The organism is Breznakia sp. PFB1-19 (assembly GCF_029893935.1).
In the GTDB taxonomy this organism is placed as follows: Bacteria; Bacillota_I; Bacilli_A; order Erysipelotrichales; family Erysipelotrichaceae; genus Breznakia; species Breznakia blatticola.
Window position 1 is genome coordinate 1 of the sequence record NZ_JARXXJ010000024.1, and the last position, 17,662, is coordinate 17,662.

General features: G+C 33.5%; 17 protein-coding genes. All 17 read right to left on the minus strand.

The genetic code is table 11. From position 1 onward, the window contains the following. Positions 1-117: 117 nt before the first annotated feature. The gene (locus tag M2098_RS09715) at positions 118-522 is read right to left on the minus strand and encodes a type II toxin-antitoxin system HicB family antitoxin (RefSeq protein ID WP_280684062.1); all 405 of its coding nucleotides are present in this window, start codon (positions 520-522) and stop codon (positions 118-120) included. 35 nt (positions 523-557) lie between these two features. After that, entirely contained in the window at positions 558-938 is a 381-nt protein-coding gene (locus M2098_RS11575) for a type II toxin-antitoxin system HicA family toxin (RefSeq protein ID WP_348521604.1), read from the minus strand. After that, positions 883-1,158 carry a hypothetical protein gene (locus M2098_RS09725; protein ID WP_280684060.1) on the minus strand — a complete coding sequence of 92 codons (276 nt, stop codon included), beginning with the start codon at positions 1,156-1,158 and terminating at the stop codon, positions 883-885. The genes M2098_RS11575 and M2098_RS09725 overlap by 56 nt, the downstream gene beginning before the upstream one ends. Positions 1,159-1,166: 8 nt before the next feature. Continuing rightward, positions 1,167-1,367, minus strand: coding sequence for a hypothetical protein (locus M2098_RS09730; RefSeq protein ID WP_280684058.1), 201 nt, complete (start codon positions 1,365-1,367; stop codon positions 1,167-1,169). A 62-nt stretch (positions 1,368-1,429) separates the two neighbouring features. Continuing rightward, complete coding sequence (locus tag M2098_RS09735) at positions 1,430-1,618, minus strand: hypothetical protein (RefSeq protein ID WP_280684056.1); 189 nt, start codon at positions 1,616-1,618, stop codon at positions 1,430-1,432. Positions 1,619-1,620: 2 nt separating this feature from the next. After that, a complete protein-coding gene (locus tag M2098_RS09740) occupies positions 1,621-2,472 on the minus strand; it encodes a hypothetical protein (RefSeq protein ID WP_280684054.1) in 852 nt (283 codons plus the stop codon). A gap of 369 nt (positions 2,473-2,841) precedes the next feature. Further along, entirely contained in the window at positions 2,842-3,300 is a 459-nt protein-coding gene (locus M2098_RS09745; RefSeq protein ID WP_280684052.1) for a hypothetical protein, read from the minus strand. Beyond that, positions 3,279-5,465: a hypothetical protein gene (locus M2098_RS09750; protein ID WP_280686205.1), complete on the minus strand. Its 2,187-nt coding sequence runs from the start codon at positions 5,463-5,465 to the stop codon at positions 3,279-3,281. Before M2098_RS09750 ends, M2098_RS09745 begins: the two co-directional genes overlap by 22 nt. Positions 5,466-5,501: 36 nt before the next feature. After that, entirely contained in the window at positions 5,502-6,044 is a 543-nt protein-coding gene (locus M2098_RS09755; protein ID WP_280684048.1) for a M23 family metallopeptidase, read from the minus strand. 40 nt (positions 6,045-6,084) lie between these two features. Beyond that, the gene (locus M2098_RS09760) at positions 6,085-8,394 is read right to left on the minus strand and encodes a hypothetical protein (RefSeq protein ID WP_280684046.1); all 2,310 of its coding nucleotides are present in this window, start codon (positions 8,392-8,394) and stop codon (positions 6,085-6,087) included. Next, a complete protein-coding gene (locus M2098_RS09765; RefSeq protein ID WP_280684044.1) occupies positions 8,382-10,673 on the minus strand; it encodes an ATP-binding protein in 2,292 nt (763 codons plus the stop codon). The genes M2098_RS09760 and M2098_RS09765 overlap by 13 nt, the downstream gene beginning before the upstream one ends. Positions 10,674-10,818: 145 nt before the next feature. Continuing rightward, the gene (locus M2098_RS09770) at positions 10,819-11,196 is read right to left on the minus strand and encodes a hypothetical protein (protein WP_280684042.1); all 378 of its coding nucleotides are present in this window, start codon (positions 11,194-11,196) and stop codon (positions 10,819-10,821) included. A 9-nt stretch (positions 11,197-11,205) separates the two neighbouring features. After that, complete coding sequence (locus tag M2098_RS09775) at positions 11,206-11,496, minus strand: hypothetical protein (protein ID WP_280684040.1); 291 nt, start codon at positions 11,494-11,496, stop codon at positions 11,206-11,208. Beyond that, entirely contained in the window at positions 11,496-12,422 is a 927-nt protein-coding gene (locus M2098_RS09780; RefSeq protein ID WP_280684038.1) for a hypothetical protein, read from the minus strand. The genes M2098_RS09775 and M2098_RS09780 overlap by 1 nt, the downstream gene beginning before the upstream one ends. A gap of 279 nt (positions 12,423-12,701) precedes the next feature. Next, complete coding sequence (locus M2098_RS09785) at positions 12,702-12,989, minus strand: hypothetical protein (protein WP_280684036.1); 288 nt, start codon at positions 12,987-12,989, stop codon at positions 12,702-12,704. Positions 12,990-13,008: 19 nt separating this feature from the next. Continuing rightward, a complete protein-coding gene (locus M2098_RS09790) occupies positions 13,009-13,878 on the minus strand; it encodes a hypothetical protein (protein WP_280684034.1) in 870 nt (289 codons plus the stop codon). Positions 13,879-13,938: 60 nt separating this feature from the next. Continuing rightward, positions 13,939-17,568 (minus strand): SpaA isopeptide-forming pilin-related protein, encoded by a 3,630-nt coding sequence (locus M2098_RS09795; protein WP_280684032.1) that lies wholly within the window; start codon positions 17,566-17,568, stop codon positions 13,939-13,941. Between the last annotated feature and the right edge of the window lie 94 nt (positions 17,569-17,662).

Consider the following 17,662-nt stretch of genomic DNA (forward strand, 5'->3'; position numbering starts at 1 on the left):
GCGCCCAAATTTTGTAGTAAAAGTCAATAGAAAAAAAGAGGGGTCAAAATTAATTGATCCCTCTTACAATTCTATTACTTAACTTAATGACATTAAAGAATTAATTGCTCTTTCCTTTTATTTCTCGATTTTAGCAATGTAGTCAATTAAGGCACTTTTAAGTACTGCAGAAACATTGACATCATATTCCTGTACTTTTTCATTCAACCAGATCGGAATAGAGACGTTCTTTCTGATCGAAGCTTGACTGTATTTTTTTAGCCACTGGTTCATGTCTACAGCAATCAATGCTTTTTGCTCTGCATCACTTGTTAATTTAATATCTTTGATATGAGTTGGTTCATACAATTGTTCTTTACCTTCCAATGCAAGCTCAATATATTCCCCTAATGCTTCTACAGCCATCTCATGTGCTTGATCAATTGTGTCACCTTCAGTAATGACTCCAGGAAGATCAGGGAAACGAACAGTGATACCATCAGTAGCAAACTCAAAGATTGCAGGATAAATATATTTTTTCATGTGTCCTCACACTCCTTTATGAAAAGTAGGGAGCTCTACTTCTTTAGATGAAGTAAACCTGCATCTTTAAGAATTTGATGCTCCGTACCTTTTTTTAAGTCTTTACTGTGATTTGGAACTGTCACAGACCTTTTAGATGACTTGTTATAAAATCTGTAATGTGACCCTCTCACACGAATGCAAGTAAAACCATTACGATTCAATAATCTCATCATCTCTCCAGGTGTATATGGCATAACACCACCTCCTGTAAAGACACTCTCATTATAGTGTGTATGTTGTGTATAAGTCAAGTGATTTGTTGTGTAAGTTGTGTATAGAAATATCAAAAAAGACTTACCAATTTGGCAAGTCTGAACACTAGAAAGGTAAATCTTGTGTTGGATAGTAATTCCTAAACAAATGATAATCACCATCTACAAACCATTTGCATGTATTTATGTCGTTGTATAAATCGAATTGATTTTGGCCAACTTTAACTGAATAAATCCATGCTTTTGAATTGGCTTGATAGTACTTCTTTCTTGGTTTTGAGAAAGAGTCGATTCTTAACTTTAGATCACCAATTAATATAAATGATGGCTTTCGCATTTTCCCATCTTCCAGCACCAACACTTCTACATCAATTTTTCTCATTTTAGATATTATAGATTATCTATACACTCTTGTAGTTCTTTTTTATGCTCTCCACCTCTAGGTCCATATTTCTCTTGTAATTTCTGATCACAATGATCAAGTTTTTCTTCGTCAGTCATTGCTGATTTACATCCTGCTAAACCTCCTAAGAGTATCCCCATACACATGCTAACTTTAACAAGACTGCTTACATTTATTTTATTCTTCATTCTAAATTCCTTCCGTTTTTTCTATTCTATCAAGGAAACGTATGAACATCAATTTGTTTCAGTTATTCATATGGTGAGAACTCAAACTGATCATCATTAACTATTACATCATCACTAGCTATGTAGCAAGCAATGAATTCTCTCATTCCCTCAATTGATTCATGTGCAGTCTCAGGAACTTTATCTCCCCAGCAATTGTATTGCTGATTGACTGGATACATCTTTTTTAATTCTTCAAATGAACGTATCATTTCTAATTTTCACTCCTATCTATTCTTTGCAGTAGTTTAAACTTTTTTCTAAGTGAAGGCTCATAGTACACTTCATTCAATGCGTGATCGCATGCATCAGAATACTTAGCAACTAAAACTTCAATATCTTTTATATAAGTACTTTGTTCTACTTTGGCCATAATTGTCTCACTCTGCAGATCCGTTTGCGAAACAAACAATACTCTTTGGCCAACAATGGGGATCTTTAGATGCCGATTGTATAATTTATCATGGATCGCAATATAGTAACTTTCAAGTTTGCTGTTGATTCTATCTTTAGATGCATAAGATCTTTCAATCTCAACAAAGATTGCAATTTTACCTGGTATATCTGAATCCTTCCTTTCAAATAGTAATATCGCATCAGGTTGATTTGTTCTATTTGGTAATATTGAATCTTTTTCACTTAGTACTCTATCTATTCTAAATTTACTTTCTTTACTCTCATTGAACTGTTTCTTCATTGACTCACAGACAGTGGCCACTTGTACTTGATGGTAAACTCTATAACTTGCAGAGTTACGTAGTGTAGCTCTGTAGTCAGTAACTGCATATCCTGAAGCATTCATCATCTGCAAGCCAAGTTTCCCTAATGTAATTGTTTTATAACCTGTCTTTGATGAAGCAACATAATCATGAGGTATGAACATTTTTCTTACCTCAAGAAACTGATATTTCGCAAGCTGAGTGATTCGTCGCTCAACTGTCTCTTGTCTGCAGGTGGTTTTGTAAAACCGTAAAATGAAGCACATGTCAACAAAACCATAAATTGATATGAGTTCCAATAACTTCATGTCTTCTTCATCGATTCTTGGTTGTGTTTTATGTCCCATAGTCCTCCTTTCATTTGTACCATTCATTGGTACAAATAATAATAGTATTAACTAGTTTACTTATTTATTTGTATTATGTTTACTCATTTATTTACTGTTTATTTAGTAAGTATTATTAAGTGTTTTATCGTGTTAAAGGCTCTCAGATGGTTGGGTATAGTCCATGTCCATATGGTAAGAGTTGTTTTTTTATGAAAAAAGGTAACTAGTTTAATCATTTTTGTTTATGGTATTTTTTAATAAGTCCTTTATTCATGGGATTATTTAGTCAATTACTGTGCCAATTACTGTGCCGTATGTCGGACAGTGAATGGCACAGTAATTGGCACAGAGTTCGGCACACTTTTTGGCATAGTTAATAATGACTATTTACGATTGCAGATAGGGTATCAGATAAGGTATGATTGCTAGCACTGTAACAACAACATACATCAGCGTGATATACATGTTGATTGTTCGATATACTCCTGGTGTAGCTGAACCTTTTTTATCTTCAGATATGTCTGTAATGTAACGAAACACACCCCATGCAATCAGGATAATAAAGATCAACGAAGTAATTCCTACTCCAGCTGTGTTAGTGATAATATGTACTCCTGAAGCAATCCAGTTGATCACTAAGATTAAATACTTACTTTCCGTAATACGTATCAGTAATTGAATATAACCCCATAATCCAAGTAAGGCGAAGAATAGAATCAATGGACGTTGAAATTGCTTAGGTAACATTTTCACACCTTTGTATTTCATCCTTGCAATGATTCGACTTATATTTCCTCCACTTACAGTACGTCTGAAGTTATAGCTTAATCGTCTAAATTTTCCCATATATTTCCTTTCTCGACAGAGAGGAGACTATCTCCTTCACTAAGTAATTCCGTCTCATATTCTTCTAGTTCTTTTCTATCGAAATGTGATTTAAATACAATACGTTCTGCTTCTGATTTTGATAAGCAATCACGTGCCATAAGCTGGTTTGCAAACTTCCTGTTTTTGTTTTGATTCTCTTGTACTTCAAGTTCATCAAGATAATTAACTAACTTTCCATTTATGTATCGATAAGGCAATTGTGCTTTGATTAGAACACTTTTAATTGCTTTGTTATCTTCACTTGTAAAATAACCTGTACAATCTGGTAATGAAGTTAGATCAGTTGATTTGACTGTTCCTCCAGGAATTTGATTTGCTAGATCATTAGCTCCCTGGGGAGCTTGTCGCATAGAAATGAACGTATTTATGTTTCCGAATAATTCCTTTTTATAATCGGGTGCAAATTGTTCAGCAAATTGTGTCATTGTCCAAATTGCTAAACCTTGTTCACGACCTACTGCACCTATAGTATGGAATATTGGAAGCTGTACTTTATGAGCTTCATCTACAAAAATCATGTGTAGGAGCGAGAAGGATGGTCTTTTTAACATCGTCAAATAATACTGAAGTGATAAATATCCAACAATTACATTAATATCGAAGTCGGACATACCCTTTATATTCATCAAAATAATATACCCCTCATCCATCCATGTACGAATTTTAGAAAGCATTCCGTGTTCACTTGTAACTCCAAACATCAGTTTTTTCTGAGGAGTATTCTTGAAGGAGCTCACTCGATTGTAAATAGGATTGATTATATCAGGCGTCATTTTTGTATCTGTTAAAAACTCGATAAGATCCTGTGCATAAATATTTGAACGTAATCGACTCGCAAGAACTTCTCTATAATTTGAGTCTTTACTGAATATTTTCTCTAAATCACTGATTGAATGTTCTTCTTCAGGATCCTTAAGTAAACATTCGATTGCAGTTGTCATATGACGGTCAACTTGGATTGTTTTTTGATCACCATATAAAGTCTTGAAGAAATCTAGAATTTCGACAGAATCTGTGTTCTTGTTTAGTAAAGATATTGGGAATATATAGTCATCATTTTGCATATCTACATACACCATTTTTTCTAACAGTGGATCTATATCATATCCATCACTCTGAAACTTCAAAAGAATGTCAATTACACCAAGAGCTGCAGACTCCTTAGGATCAAACAATGTAAATCCTGGAGTTTTCTTTCCTTCAAGCTTTGCATGAATAATATCTCTAGCAATTTCTTCAAATACTGATGTTTTACCAGATCCAGTTGTTCCACTTATGAAACCGTGCTTTCTAGCTGTTACATAATCTAAAAGAACGTCTCGAGAAGTTTGTAAGGGATGAGAAAGCTTACCAATTTTTACTCCTTTAGAAAACTCTTTTTCATCGAGTGTCCTTTGATTTGGGAAAAGATGATAATACTTTGATAATATTTCTTCAGATGCTTTTAACAATGTAGGGATCTGCATTAAGTTCATGAATTCCATTCCACTGATTCGAGATTCTTTAAACGTCTCTTTGTAATCGATGAAGAAATATTGTTCTCCTGCAGTAAGTGAGCTGATATTGTTTGCAATAGCATTCAGTTCACCATTTTGATACTTCGTTTTAGCTTCTACTGTTAATATTAGTTCAATTTCTACATCTGTGGTTTGTCGCATTATCGGTCTTTGTTCTCCTGAACTTTTCGATCGATAGACATCAAACTCGATTACGATTCTTGTATTTTTTGTAAGCGAGGAAAGTATGCTTGCGTTTATTGATTCATTCATAAATTGAGCGAGCTTTCTCTTTCCACTTTGATTATTTCTGTTTGGTAAGTACAAGGTCGACTTGTGTTTATATTCTGGTAGAGTCTTATCTACCTCAAACACTTCTGCTTGACCAGCTAAGAACGTCTCTATATTTTGTTTCAAACCTTGATTATTTTTACTACTTCTATTAATTAAATAAATGGAAGTCTTACCTTTTTCATCACAGTCATAAATATAAACATAGTTTGGTTTTGCCATAATAGTTTTCAAAATACCTTTACGTTTGTTTGCTACAAACGTTTTTAGCAAATTCATCAATCCTTCAGGATTAAATTTATAATTTCTTTTAGGAAGAATTTGATACAAATTCATCCCTCCTTTCTATTGTGCCAGTCACTGGCACAATTCTTATTCCCACCATGCTCTTGGATTGATTAAGTTAGTATACGAACCTGTATACAATCCACCATAATGAACCTCAAAATGCAAATGACTTCCTGTGCTGTTTCCTGAATGTCCCTCAGCTCCAACCTTTTGGCCACGTTTAACTTTGTCACCAGTCTTAACGTATACTTTAGACATGTGATCGTATTGTGCATAGTATTGTTTACCCTCATAACTGAATGTAAGCACTACGTAATTCCCACCACCTGAAACTTCATCAAATGGACACCAGTTGCCCAAGTATCCACCATTTGGATCACATGTATTCGATGCTTTATATACGACTGCATCGCAAATAGCTAGCACATCAGTTCCATAGCCACCATTAAAGTCAATTCCTGCATGCACGCCTTGTATAACGCCTCTGGAGGATGGTACATCATTTTTTGCATAGACAAACCCAAAGTCTCCATTTGTCTCTACAATATCGCCTGTATGCCCTCCTTTATCACTGTCATGACTTCCGATGCTCCCACTTTTTACAAATGCTAAGGGGAAGCACATCATAGTGAATCCAATAAGAAAGACGAAGGATATTGTAAATAGTTTAAATATCCTCTTCATCTTTGTTTTTATCCTTTCCTACGAGTAGATCATCCATAAATGAATCAATTTCATTTTCTTTGTCTTGTTTTACTTTGTGATCAGAGATATCAGGAGTTTGTACTGATCTATCATTAGTGGTCATTTCTAGTTCAATATCACTTAGATTATCGCCATCAAGTGAAGGCGATTTTCTTTGCATCGATTCGTTGTCAGATGACTCATTTTTTTGTTTATCCTTATGGTTTTCGTTTGTTTCATTAAGATCCTTATCGTCTTCAAATAATTTATCTGTTGAATCATCTGAGGTAGGAGTTTCTTGTTTCTTCTGTTTTGTATGTTCATCAAGATCATTTACTATATCATCCATAGTTTTATCTTCATCACTTGATGTCATTTCATCAGTAGATTTTTCCTTGATATCCTCATTTTCATCATTGATGCTTTGATCGTTATCCTGATCATTAGAGGTTTCACTTTCCTCAGTATTTATTTCTGTATCTGAGTTAGAATTCGCATTAGAAGTATCTTCTTCATCTAGATCAGGATTTACTACATCCTCAGATGCATCTGCATTCAGATCTAAGTCATCTTCAGTAATATCTTCAGAAGAATCGTCAATATCTTTGTCTGCCAATTCCTTTTCGTCTTCATTACTTAATGATGATTTACTTCTATTAGGATCCTTATCATCAAAATCGTTCAATTGATCGTTTTCTTCTTTTTCTTTTTTCCGTCTGTCTGTTCTGTTTTCTAGAACATTACCTGGTGTAATATCTCCAGTGAGTACCATTTTGGCCACTTCTAGTGCACCCACTTCACCACCACTAATATCAGCAGTTATTTTTTTCCAAATTTCTTCTTTGTTATCCCATAGATACTTCATTAAAATGACTAATATAATATCTAAAACAATTATCAATAGAAGTCCATATTTGGTGACCTCTATTACTAATTGATTGATAAAGAAATTCATGATACTAAATATTATGCTTGCTAGCATGAACAATATCGACCACTGCATGCGTGATGCAAACCAATTACCAGCAATTCCTTTATTCTGTCTCCAAAGCATTATAACTAATGCATATACACTTATCGCCAACAGGACTTCTTTCACTAACCCTAGCCCTATTAATATCAACCCTCCTGAACCAAAGAGAATTCCAAGTAGCAATCTATGTACTCCGAATACTATAGATAAACCAAGTATTTGAAGAGTTTGTCCAGTATTATATGCAATATTTGTACTTCCAAATGCTTGTCTTTCCATTTTTGCATTTGCAGTTGAAGGATCGTTAAGTAGATTGGCCACTCTATCTGCATTGGAGTACTTTATTATCTCTCCTTCACCTTTTCCTTGATAATCACCAGTGTTAATATTACTGATCCTACTTTCATCAACTACACCAAAGTGACGAAGAATAAATCCTTGCTTTTGTAGAGTGTCAAAAATAATACGTTTGTTCTCGATTTCAGGATCTATCTTCTCGTCACTACTTGAGAAGCTAAATGTTTGCACAACTGATGTAGTTAATAAGTTTTCTACATGTAAGATGATTGGTCTTCCATATTGAGCAATGAATACTACCATCATACAACTCACTACAACTTCAACAATTGAGTTGATGAGTACTTTCATCGTAAAAATCTTTGTCTTTGACTGAGCTAGCTTTCTTGCTAGTGCCAACATTCCAAATAGAAATACCAATTTCATAAAGTATGAATTTGGATCACTCCAGTTGAAAAGTACATTATCAACTTGAGTGAAGATAGTATTTATTATTACCATCCAAAATGTTGAACTGGCAACGTTATAGATAATCAGAACAAGAAGCGAGATAAATAACCCTATCATTTCAATTAATGATATGACTAGGTTGATAATTGCCATAACGATTGTCTCTGGATCAAATAAACTTATGTCGTAAGCTAAAGCTGTGACTGATGAGTTTGAGAAATTCTTTATATAATCCTCATTCACTTCTTTTTCAGCGATTGTTGGATCTAACGACATAATTGCTTGTGTATAAAAATCTGCAGTCTTAAGACTTGCTTCACGATCTTTTAAGCACTGTTGTTTTTCTTTATCGCTAACATAAGCATCACAGCTACCTCCAGTACTATCTCCACCTGATTCTTTATCAGATTCTTTATTTTTTTCCTCAGAGTTCTTTTCATCTTCTGCTTTTTCATCTGTTTTAAGCAAAACGGTTTTCGATGGATCTGCAGATGTTTGTTGGCCAATATTTACAGAAGAAAATACAGCTAAAAACATAAGTACAGCTATTGATAGTTTTCTTATTGAGCCCATATTGATTTATCCTCGTTGGGGCTTAAAACGTCGTGTTCAGTGGCTTCACTTTCATTTTTGTGTGTATTTGTATCATTTCTGTCTTTTAACGTTTTAAAAGCCTCTTTGAACGTTCTAGGCATGATTAACTTTGCCAGTGATTTTCGGTTGTTATAGTCTTGAAACAAGAAGACGTACTTCTTACTTTCATCTGCACCTTCAATTTGCGTTCTGTCGATAAGTGCGTTTCTCACAATGTTGTGATTTTCTAACTTCATCTCTTCAAGAACATACTCAATTTCTTTTTGCGACTTTAATGAACCAACATAAATCTGTCCTGTGTTATTTAAAATTTCTGAATTAATGTCTGAGAATTGTTGGCTGATGACGTTAACGAAACAACGTAGTGAGCGAGCAGTCATAACTGTATTGATTACAACATTTTCTCCTCCTGGAACAGATTTCCAAACTTTGTATTCATCAAATGTTACTTCCTTATCTTCGTCAGGATAAGAACGTGCAAAACTGTTAATGATACCTGTTACCTTAGACATACAGATTGCAAATATCGCTTGGCGTTGGTGATTTGGATTGAACTTCATAACATTTCCATTCATGTCATACAAAGGCACTTCTGCAAAAGTAACTAAATTGTATCTCTTGTTTAAATTGAATGCTTTATCGATTTTGGTATCCTGGTTAGCAAAGAACAACCTTGCGATTGGATCTCTTCTCGTACTTAATACTAAATTGGCAACATCTTCATCATATGCTTTAAGATGCTCGAGCAAACTAGTAAACGTCATCTGTTTTTGTTTTCCTGTTTCAACATCTTTAGCCATGTCATCAAACGCACTGTTTATATTATGATAGGGGATTACAACATTACCCTTTCGATCGTGTGCAGTAACTAAAGCATCTATATTTGCTTTTGCTTCTGCTAATGCTTTTCTACTGTTGTCACTATTCATAAGAAAGGCATCAAGCATCCCATCTGGATTGTCTTCTGCACCTATAATCAAATGACTCGCTTTATCTCCAAGCATTTCTATTTTCTTTATTCTGTCCCCCTTAGGATCAATAGTTAGTGATCTACGTGCATAAAATATAACACCTACAAAAACTTTGTGGTCACACATCTGCGTTTTTCCTCCACCTGTTTCTCCACAATAAACTGTGGTAGGTGCATTTGTTTTTGCTTTTCCTTCTAAAATTTTCCTAGTGTCATAAAGCACTGGGAGATCACCTGGTCTTGTGAATGTCTCAATAATTCCAGTGTCCTCTTCACCAATGTAAATACCACCTAGGAAATTGTATCTTGCTAAGTAAGCAATATCAGTAGATTGTATATACCGTTTAAATTCGTTTCTGTAAGGAAACAAGTTGTTTGCAAGAGTAATTTGTTTTCCTATTTCTACAGACAGCTCAATTCGACTTGACTTAAACTTACTTCTCAAAGACTCTCTTCTTTTTTCGAGCATTTTTTCATCATTTGAACGAATCCTAAAATATAGTTGCCATCTTACTTTACTTTGTTCAATCGATTCATCAAGTTCCATTGCAGATTTAGAAAGGATTGTTCCTTTTATTGCTTCTTTATCTTTTCGATCCGTCAAGGATATATATCTTTTTTGAGCTTTCTTAATCGATTCATTTTTAGCAGTCATATTTTTTATAAACTGTTTGGTATGCACAAGATCGAACTTAACCATTACATCTGTTGGATATGCTCCTAACTGAAGTCCATTAATTACATCATCAGCAACATCGTTTACTGCTAATCGATTGAACTTCGATGCAACTAAAGTTGTGGTATATAACTTTTGATTTTCATTACCTTTTGTTGGAACTATTTCATATTCCAACATAGATGAATGTTCAGTTACCCAATAATCATCAATAGACTTTTCGGTCGGTACTGCTAGATAATTCATTAATTTTTCTATTTCAATTTCTTCGTTAACTTTAGTTGTATCAATATGTTTTGACATTTTCTTAAAGATTTCTTCTTCAGCAATTTGATATAGAGAGAGTTCATCTTTCCCAAGTGCATCATTACTTACAGGAAACACACTAATTTTTTTTCTTCGTTTCATCTCACTTCTACCATCAGTGAAGCAGAAAAATATTTCATATCGATATTTAATTGATTCACTTAGAATTTCTTGAATCGATTTGATATAGTCTTTAGCTAGATCTAAAAACTCTGGGTCTCCATTTTCTTTAAACGTCTCAGCATATGTCTGCAGGATCTTTTTCCGATTAACTTCTTTTGGTTTAACAAAAAAGAAACCAGGCATGTTTACATCCAGTATAAGATCTTTAAACTTTTCAAGTAGCGTATCCTTTTGCGTCTCAGATGCAAAAAGAGAATTTATTGGCTTAACTTTATAAAAGTAAGTTATTACTTCTTTGTGGTATGTAATATTTCCATATGTGTGTATTTTACCTACGTGCACTGTACAAGACTCCTTTCTTCTTCTTTTGCAGATATCTAGGAATTCCATTTCTATCATAGACTTTTCGGTACTGCTTGATTCTTAGGTAGAAGATCTCTTGAACCTTTGTTGTTCCAGTTTCGTTATTCATCTCATTGTTGTATGCAACAAAAATGAAAGAACTTGTTACTGCTAAACCAAAGGAAATAAAAAATCCGTTAGTTCCTAAAATAAGAGATAAAGGAAATCCTAATCCTAGTCCGATTGTTAGAATCCCAAGGATGGCAGTTACTAGACTAGTCCACCCTGAAAATTCTAAACCAATATAAGGAATCACAAATTTTGATTTGTACTCCTCTGCTATTGTGTAGTTATATGATGCCATTGTATTTACCTATATTGGCATTCCTACTTGTCTAAGTAGATTCAAGACAATGTCCCATAGGAACACAAGTGGTTTCTTAACGAATTCAAATACTGTACTTGCAGGATTTGTCATTATGATTATATAAACGAAAATAATCAATATTCCAACAGCTATTTCATCTAATACTGAAGTCCATTTTCCAGTGCGTTTTAATGATTCTGCAGCACTGCGTACTAAACCAGTTGATAATCCAATGAAACCTAGTGTCACAAGTAATTTCCATATAAAGTTAAAAAAATCTGTATTTAAAAAATCCATTAGTATACCTCCATTTTTGTTATTTTATTTTTATCCCTACTTACTTCAAAATAGTAGCTACGTTTCATAGTTATTACATCGCTATATTCCTCAACTACCTTAGTAGTGATGTAGTAAGTATCATCATCTTTACTAGTAGATTGAATTGCATCCAATGTTAATTTTGTATTTGGATCTAATTTATCAATCACACTCTTTCCTGATGTCAATAATTTCGCTTGCTGGTAGTCATCGTTGTAAGTCTTCAGGAATAAATCTATTGTTTGTTTTACATCCTCTTTTTCTTTGTCAGTCATTTGTTCATTTGATGAATCAGGTTCAAATTTGTATTTGCTCTTGTTTTCTTCATCAATCGATCTAATTGATGAACTTACGAATTTAACTGGTTTAACAACAAAATACTTTTTACCTTCTTTTATGTAATCAATTGAGAAACAGATTTCCTTAGTTACTTCATCTGTATCCTTTACCTTCGTGTGCATCGATGCTGTTGCATAGTATCTATATGAATTAGTAGCTAGTACTTTCACATCGTAGATTTGAACGTTTGAGATACTGACATATTCAACATCTTGTGAGTAACTAATTGATTCATCATTATTGATCGTAAACTTATCAATGTATTTTTTACTTTGCTCAGAGGTAGGGTAGCTGTAGTAATTCTCTGCATATTGTTTTACAAAAGTTGCATCAGTTACTTCAGTGGGGACAACTGTTTTTTCCGAACTAAACAGTGATTTATATCCACCAAAAACCCCTAACAAAACTATTAATGTTATGATCCAATTTTTTATAGTTTTCTTTCTATTGACCTTTTTCCATTCTTTGAGAAGGTTTTCAGACATTTCAGATGAATACTCATCTACAATTTCTGATTTCTCTTTATCAGGGTAGTCGGCCATGCGTTGCTTACGTTTAAACAACATATTTAGCACCACCTTTTTGTTTGTTTATTTTTCTTTTGTTTAAAGCTCGTTTAACGAGGTACACAACCACTGTAAAGAATGTGACGCCAGTTAATACCATCTCATAGAAACTGTGCTCTACGAGGCTCTGTTGAGCTTGATTTAAAGTGAAACCTAATACACTTTCATTTTTTGTATTTAAGACTTGGAATGTGAAGATTCCAATAATAAAGAAATATGCGATACTTATTCTCAAAATCATAAATACAATTTTTTTAATCCTATCTATGTTAATGCTCTTCATTGATCAGCATCTCCTTTCATGTATTTTTTTATGAATACATCTTGCAGTTGATGAATCTCTTGAGCTGTCATCTTTTGGATTGTAAGTTTTGATTTGAATGTATATAGCTTGCTTATATCTTCTTTGACTTTGTCGCATGTCTTTAATAATTCCAACATAAATAGAATGAATAGATTTGGATATAAGTCTTTCAAATCATTAACAACTTTAATTGCTTTTTTCTTGTTCTCCTGATCATTGGAGCATCGAATGATCTCCATAGCTTCTTTAAATAATTTATACATGTATCATCAATGTCCCTCCTTAGCGAAATATTGCTTCTTGGCCAATTGGTAAACCATCATCGCCATAAAGATTTACACAACTCTTATATCCAACATAGGCACCATTCTCTTCAAAAATATACGAAGCACAAGCTTTAGGTGCAGTTAACATGTCATACCCATCTGAGAATAAAAATTTCTTATTACCTGGAGTCTGCATGGTTGTATTACCAGGAATATTGTTTGTAATGGAATCAACATTACCTGGAGTGTTTTGCTCTGGCTGATTTTGATTGATTTCATTTGATGGTTGAGATGATTTACTTTCTTCCTGAGCAGGCTTTTTAATTTCTTTTTTTGTGACAGTAAGAATCAACTCTTTTTCCACTAAGTTTCCATTTTTATCTTTTATTGAGTATTTTATTTTATGAGTCCCAACTTTCAGATAGTCTTTAGGTTTTTTGATATTTACTTCTAATTTTCCATCTAATGGATCCTCAGCTTTAACAACTAACTTTTCAAGTTCAATGCTTTCATCTTCCACTATTGAGATTTCATATTTACTCAATTCTAGTTCTGGAAGTATCGGATCAACGAAAGTTAAAATCAAAGGAAATTCTTTTTGATTTCCAAACTTATCAAATGCAATAAATAAATATGCATGTTCACCAATTTGTGATGTATCAATTTTTGGATATTGAATGTCTGTAATATTTTTGCTAGTACTCTTAATGAATGATATTGCATCTAGTTGTGTTTCCACTTCATATACTTCTTGTGGATTTTTAAATGTAATATTCAAGTCTTTATAAGAACTATTTTTAATGTTTAAGTAATACATCAAACCAACCACAGAAAGGATGATTACAATGCATAGAATACTAATTAATATTTGTTTTTTCTGTTTCAACTACTTCACATCCTTTCTTATGATTATTGAAACGTGCCAGTCACTGGCACATTTCAATATTTAGATATTTTGCTGTTTTCTTTTACGTACTAATAAAGTTCCAACTCCTAATAGAGAGATCAGCATCATTCCTGTGAATAAATTAGTATTCGATGTATCCCCTGAAGCTACAGCAACAGATGGAAGCATTCCATTTAAATAGTCAAAGCTGTAAACATGGTTTTCATCAAAGTCTGCCATCGTCACTGTTTTGACTTCATCAGATAGTAAGAAACCTTCAGGAGCTTTTACTTCTCTAATCTCGATGTAGTCATATTTACCAGCACCTGTGAAAGTCTTTGTAGCAATTCCTGTTTTAGTATCACCATCAAATGTTTCTACTTTTACTTCTTTACCATCCTTAAAGAACTTGGCTTCAAATTTAAAATCTTTAGATTTAATTAGTTCTTTAGATACTGCATCTTTTTTAGCAACATTGATCGTAAATTCTGTTTCTTCAAAGCGAACAGTCTGTCCTTCATCTTCAGGATCGTTGTGCGACACAATAGGTGTATCTACTTCAGGATTATCTTTACCTGTTTCGTAAATATCTTCAGTAAAGAAGAGTTTAGTGCCAGTTGGAAGAGAATCTTTCTCTGCTTCGATTTTGCTTATAAAGTCTGCATCAGCTTCTTCAAAACTAACGTTTTCATATCTTACTTCTTTATACAAAGTGTGATTTCCACCTTCATCATATATCCAAGCTTTTGTAACAAAAGTAAAGATCATGTTAGGATCTAATCCATCTACCATTGATACATCGATTAATACATTATCAATTGTAGGATCTAATGTTTTTTCGCCATTAATTCCAGTTGCCAAAGTACCAATAGTAGGCTTGATTTTATTTTCATATTCAAACGAATACACTTCGCCAATTCCTTCTAAGTCTTTATCAACAATAATTTCTTTCACTTCGTCTGATAAGAAGTATGCATCGTTAGTTGCTGTTTCCATAAGTGTTCCTTCAGCTGAATAAGGAATGTCTTTGAAAGTAGCTTTTCCTGTTTCTGGATCTACAGCTTCTGTTACTGTGAATTCTTCTCCGTTAAATACGTAATCGAATGTGAATTCAAATCCTTCTACTCCAATAATGATTTCACCTGTGTACTTATCTGTTTTTACTACTTCAAGATCTGTGCGAATTAATTTATTTTCAACTTTAGCTGTTTCAATGTATAAATCCGTATATGTATCTGTTTGTTCAAATTCAAATGTATGTACAGTATCATCAAGTACATATCCCTCAGAAGTTACTTTTTCTTGAAGTGTATATGTAGTCAATTCACCAGCACTAAGGAATAAATCAGAAATAACTAGTTTTCCAGTTGTAGGATCTGTATACCATAAACCATCTTGACTATTTGGATTGTTAATAACTTCTCCAGCGTCATATAAAACTGAACCATCAATTGCAGAAATGACTTCGTCAATTGTCTTTAATTCAAATCCTGCTACTTTGTCGTAAGTAGTTGTCATTTCTTCGAATGTTTTTGTTAGTTCGATTTGTGCCTTAGGTTGTTTGTTTTCAACAACTACTGTAATTACTGGTTCGAAATTATCATCAATTTCATACACTGCACTGTCTTTAACTTCGACATAAATTGGAGTCTTAGCATCTAAATACCCTGTAGGAATCTTAGCTTCAACTACTTCATATTTTCCTGCGAAAATACTTAATGGTGTGTATGCTTCTCCAGTAACCACACCTGCAATTGTTCCATCATCAGTTGTAGTAAATTCATCAATCCATTTATTTCCAATTTTTTGTTTAACGTATTCACCTGTAGCTGTATCAATTAGTTTGAATGTAACGTAGTCAGAAGTAACCATTTCGCCTGTATCAGCATCTTGCTTAACAATTTTCACTTTTGCTTTGAAAGGTGCATCATTAACAATTTCTGGTTGAGGGTAATCAATTTGTTCGTGGATAGTTACAATTCTGTCTGGTGCAGTAATGTAATTCTCTGGTGTCTTCGTTTCTCTACGGATATATGTTCCATAAGGCATGTAATCAGTAACTAGATATCCTAATGCATTAGTTTCATCTTTAAAGTATGTTTTTGCATTATCCCACCCAACTAAATCTACTTCTCTTTTTAACTTCCAAGTGAACTCTGCTCCTTCAACGAAAGGGATAACACCAACAGAACCATCACTAGATACTTTATACAATGCATCTTTTCCTAGAATAACTTGTTCTCTTGATTGTGCTGACTTTTCAATCACTGCTGTTGCAGAATCTACATAACGCAAATCAATGTCATATTTCGTTGTGTCCAAGTGATAACCAGTTGATTCCACTGTTTCTTCAAAGTAGTATTGTCCCACTGGTAAGTTTTCAACAACCATCGTTAGATCTGTACCAAGTACTTCTTCTTTAACAACTTCATCTTTAGAATAAATTGGTGTAGTAGGGTTTACAGGATCTGGAACATCTACTTTTGCTTTCAATGCATATTGAGCATTATCTAAACGTGCATCTCCTAACGGAGTAGTTCCACCTGTATCATTATCGACTTTTGTTAGTGTCGCTTTACCAACAGCACGAACGTTTGTTTTTGTGTACGAAACTGTTTCGTTCGGAACAATTGTTTTATACGAAGGTGTAGCATCTAGAATTAACGGAGCTGGAACACTAGTTTCAACGATTTTTACTTCCTTAGGTAGAATTTGGTCAACTTTTACTTTTCCATCATTTCCAGTTGTATATGAACCAATCTTTGAGCCGTTATCGTTATAGAACACATCGAATCCAGTATTTGGGATGTAATTCCCTTGATTATCCATTTTCGCAATTTCTAAAGATCCATAACGCAAGTTTTGTAAATTTACTGGAAAACGGTCTGGGTCACTAATACCAAATATACCAAGTTGTTGTGATTGTACTTTGTTATAATTTAAAGATGGTCTTTTGTATCCACCAACTTTTTTAACTAATTGTATTTCGATATTTTCATCAGTTGTATTGTTATTTGTTACTGTTAGAACTCCATTTGAAAAAGATGCAGTTACACCAGTTGATTGTTTAAATACATCCCAACCAGAAGTCACACCATTTGTTGCATTGAACTTTTTAGTTTCACCAACTGTGATTTTTCCATCTCCTAAATTAAAAGTTGGCTTTGTCCAAAATGAAGTTGCCTTTGCTTCAAATTGGTTAATATATCCTTGTAAGTTGTTTACGTTTGTTGCTGTAACTCTAAACCCATGGGATGCACTGAACATAATCTGATGCTGATAGATTTGAAAAGCAGCGTACGCCTCATCGGACATAGAATTAATATCATTTGCAACTGCTAATCTTGCTAAGCGTTTTCTCGTGGCAGTCTCAATGGCTGGATCACTGTTATATCCACCTCCAGTTAAAACAACGACTGTTGGATCAAAACATGTTGTTAATATCCCATCTGCATAAATCTTAGAAAGTTCATATCCATATGCGGACATAATTTGATTAGCAGGATTGATTGGTGTATCTGATTCCCAACTAAAAGTATATCCAGTCTTTACGACACTTACATTCCCTACCGGTGCAGCTAAAACGTCAATATTAGATACACTAATTGATGACAAAAATGTAAAAATAACCATCAAGCTCACTAGTAGTCTTTTGATTGGTTTAATTGTTAATAAATTCAATTTTCTCATTTTTATTTTTCCTCCTCTGTCTATAAATGAAAAAAGACAACTTATTTAAGTTGTCTGATTGATAACCATGCATCATGGTCCTCTTATTCTTTTG

Bases quoted from the DNA above. Each gene is read 5' to 3' on its own strand.
- M2098_RS09715 (WP_280684062.1), bottom strand. From the start codon at position 522: ATGAAAAAATATATTTATCCTGCAATCTTTGAGTTTGCTACTGATGGT.
- M2098_RS11575 (WP_348521604.1), bottom strand. From the start codon at position 938: ATGGTGATTATCATTTGTTTAGGAATTACTATCCAACACAAGATTTAC.
- M2098_RS09725 (WP_280684060.1), bottom strand. From the start codon at position 1,158: ATGAGAAAAATTGATGTAGAAGTGTTGGTGCTGGAAGATGGGAAAATG.
- M2098_RS09730 (WP_280684058.1), bottom strand. From the start codon at position 1,367: ATGAAGAATAAAATAAATGTAAGCAGTCTTGTTAAAGTTAGCATGTGT.
- M2098_RS09735 (WP_280684056.1), bottom strand. From the start codon at position 1,618: ATGATACGTTCATTTGAAGAATTAAAAAAGATGTATCCAGTCAATCAG.
- M2098_RS09740 (WP_280684054.1), bottom strand. From the start codon at position 2,472: ATGGGACATAAAACACAACCAAGAATCGATGAAGAAGACATGAAGTTA.
- M2098_RS09745 (WP_280684052.1), bottom strand. From the start codon at position 3,300: ATGGGAAAATTTAGACGATTAAGCTATAACTTCAGACGTACTGTAAGT.
- M2098_RS09750 (WP_280686205.1), bottom strand. From the start codon at position 5,465: ATGAATTTGTATCAAATTCTTCCTAAAAGAAATTATAAATTTAATCCT.
- M2098_RS09755 (WP_280684048.1), bottom strand. From the start codon at position 6,044: ATGATGTGCTTCCCCTTAGCATTTGTAAAAAGTGGGAGCATCGGAAGT.
- M2098_RS09760 (WP_280684046.1), bottom strand. From the start codon at position 8,394: ATGGGCTCAATAAGAAAACTATCAATAGCTGTACTTATGTTTTTAGCT.
- M2098_RS09765 (WP_280684044.1), bottom strand. From the start codon at position 10,673: ATGCCTGGTTTCTTTTTTGTTAAACCAAAAGAAGTTAATCGGAAAAAG.
- M2098_RS09770 (WP_280684042.1), bottom strand. From the start codon at position 11,196: ATGGCATCATATAACTACACAATAGCAGAGGAGTACAAATCAAAATTT.
- M2098_RS09775 (WP_280684040.1), bottom strand. From the start codon at position 11,496: ATGGATTTTTTAAATACAGATTTTTTTAACTTTATATGGAAATTACTT.
- M2098_RS09780 (WP_280684038.1), bottom strand. From the start codon at position 12,422: ATGTTGTTTAAACGTAAGCAACGCATGGCCGACTACCCTGATAAAGAG.
- M2098_RS09785 (WP_280684036.1), bottom strand. From the start codon at position 12,989: ATGTATAAATTATTTAAAGAAGCTATGGAGATCATTCGATGCTCCAAT.
- M2098_RS09795 (WP_280684032.1), bottom strand. From the start codon at position 17,568: ATGAGAAAATTGAATTTATTAACAATTAAACCAATCAAAAGACTACTA.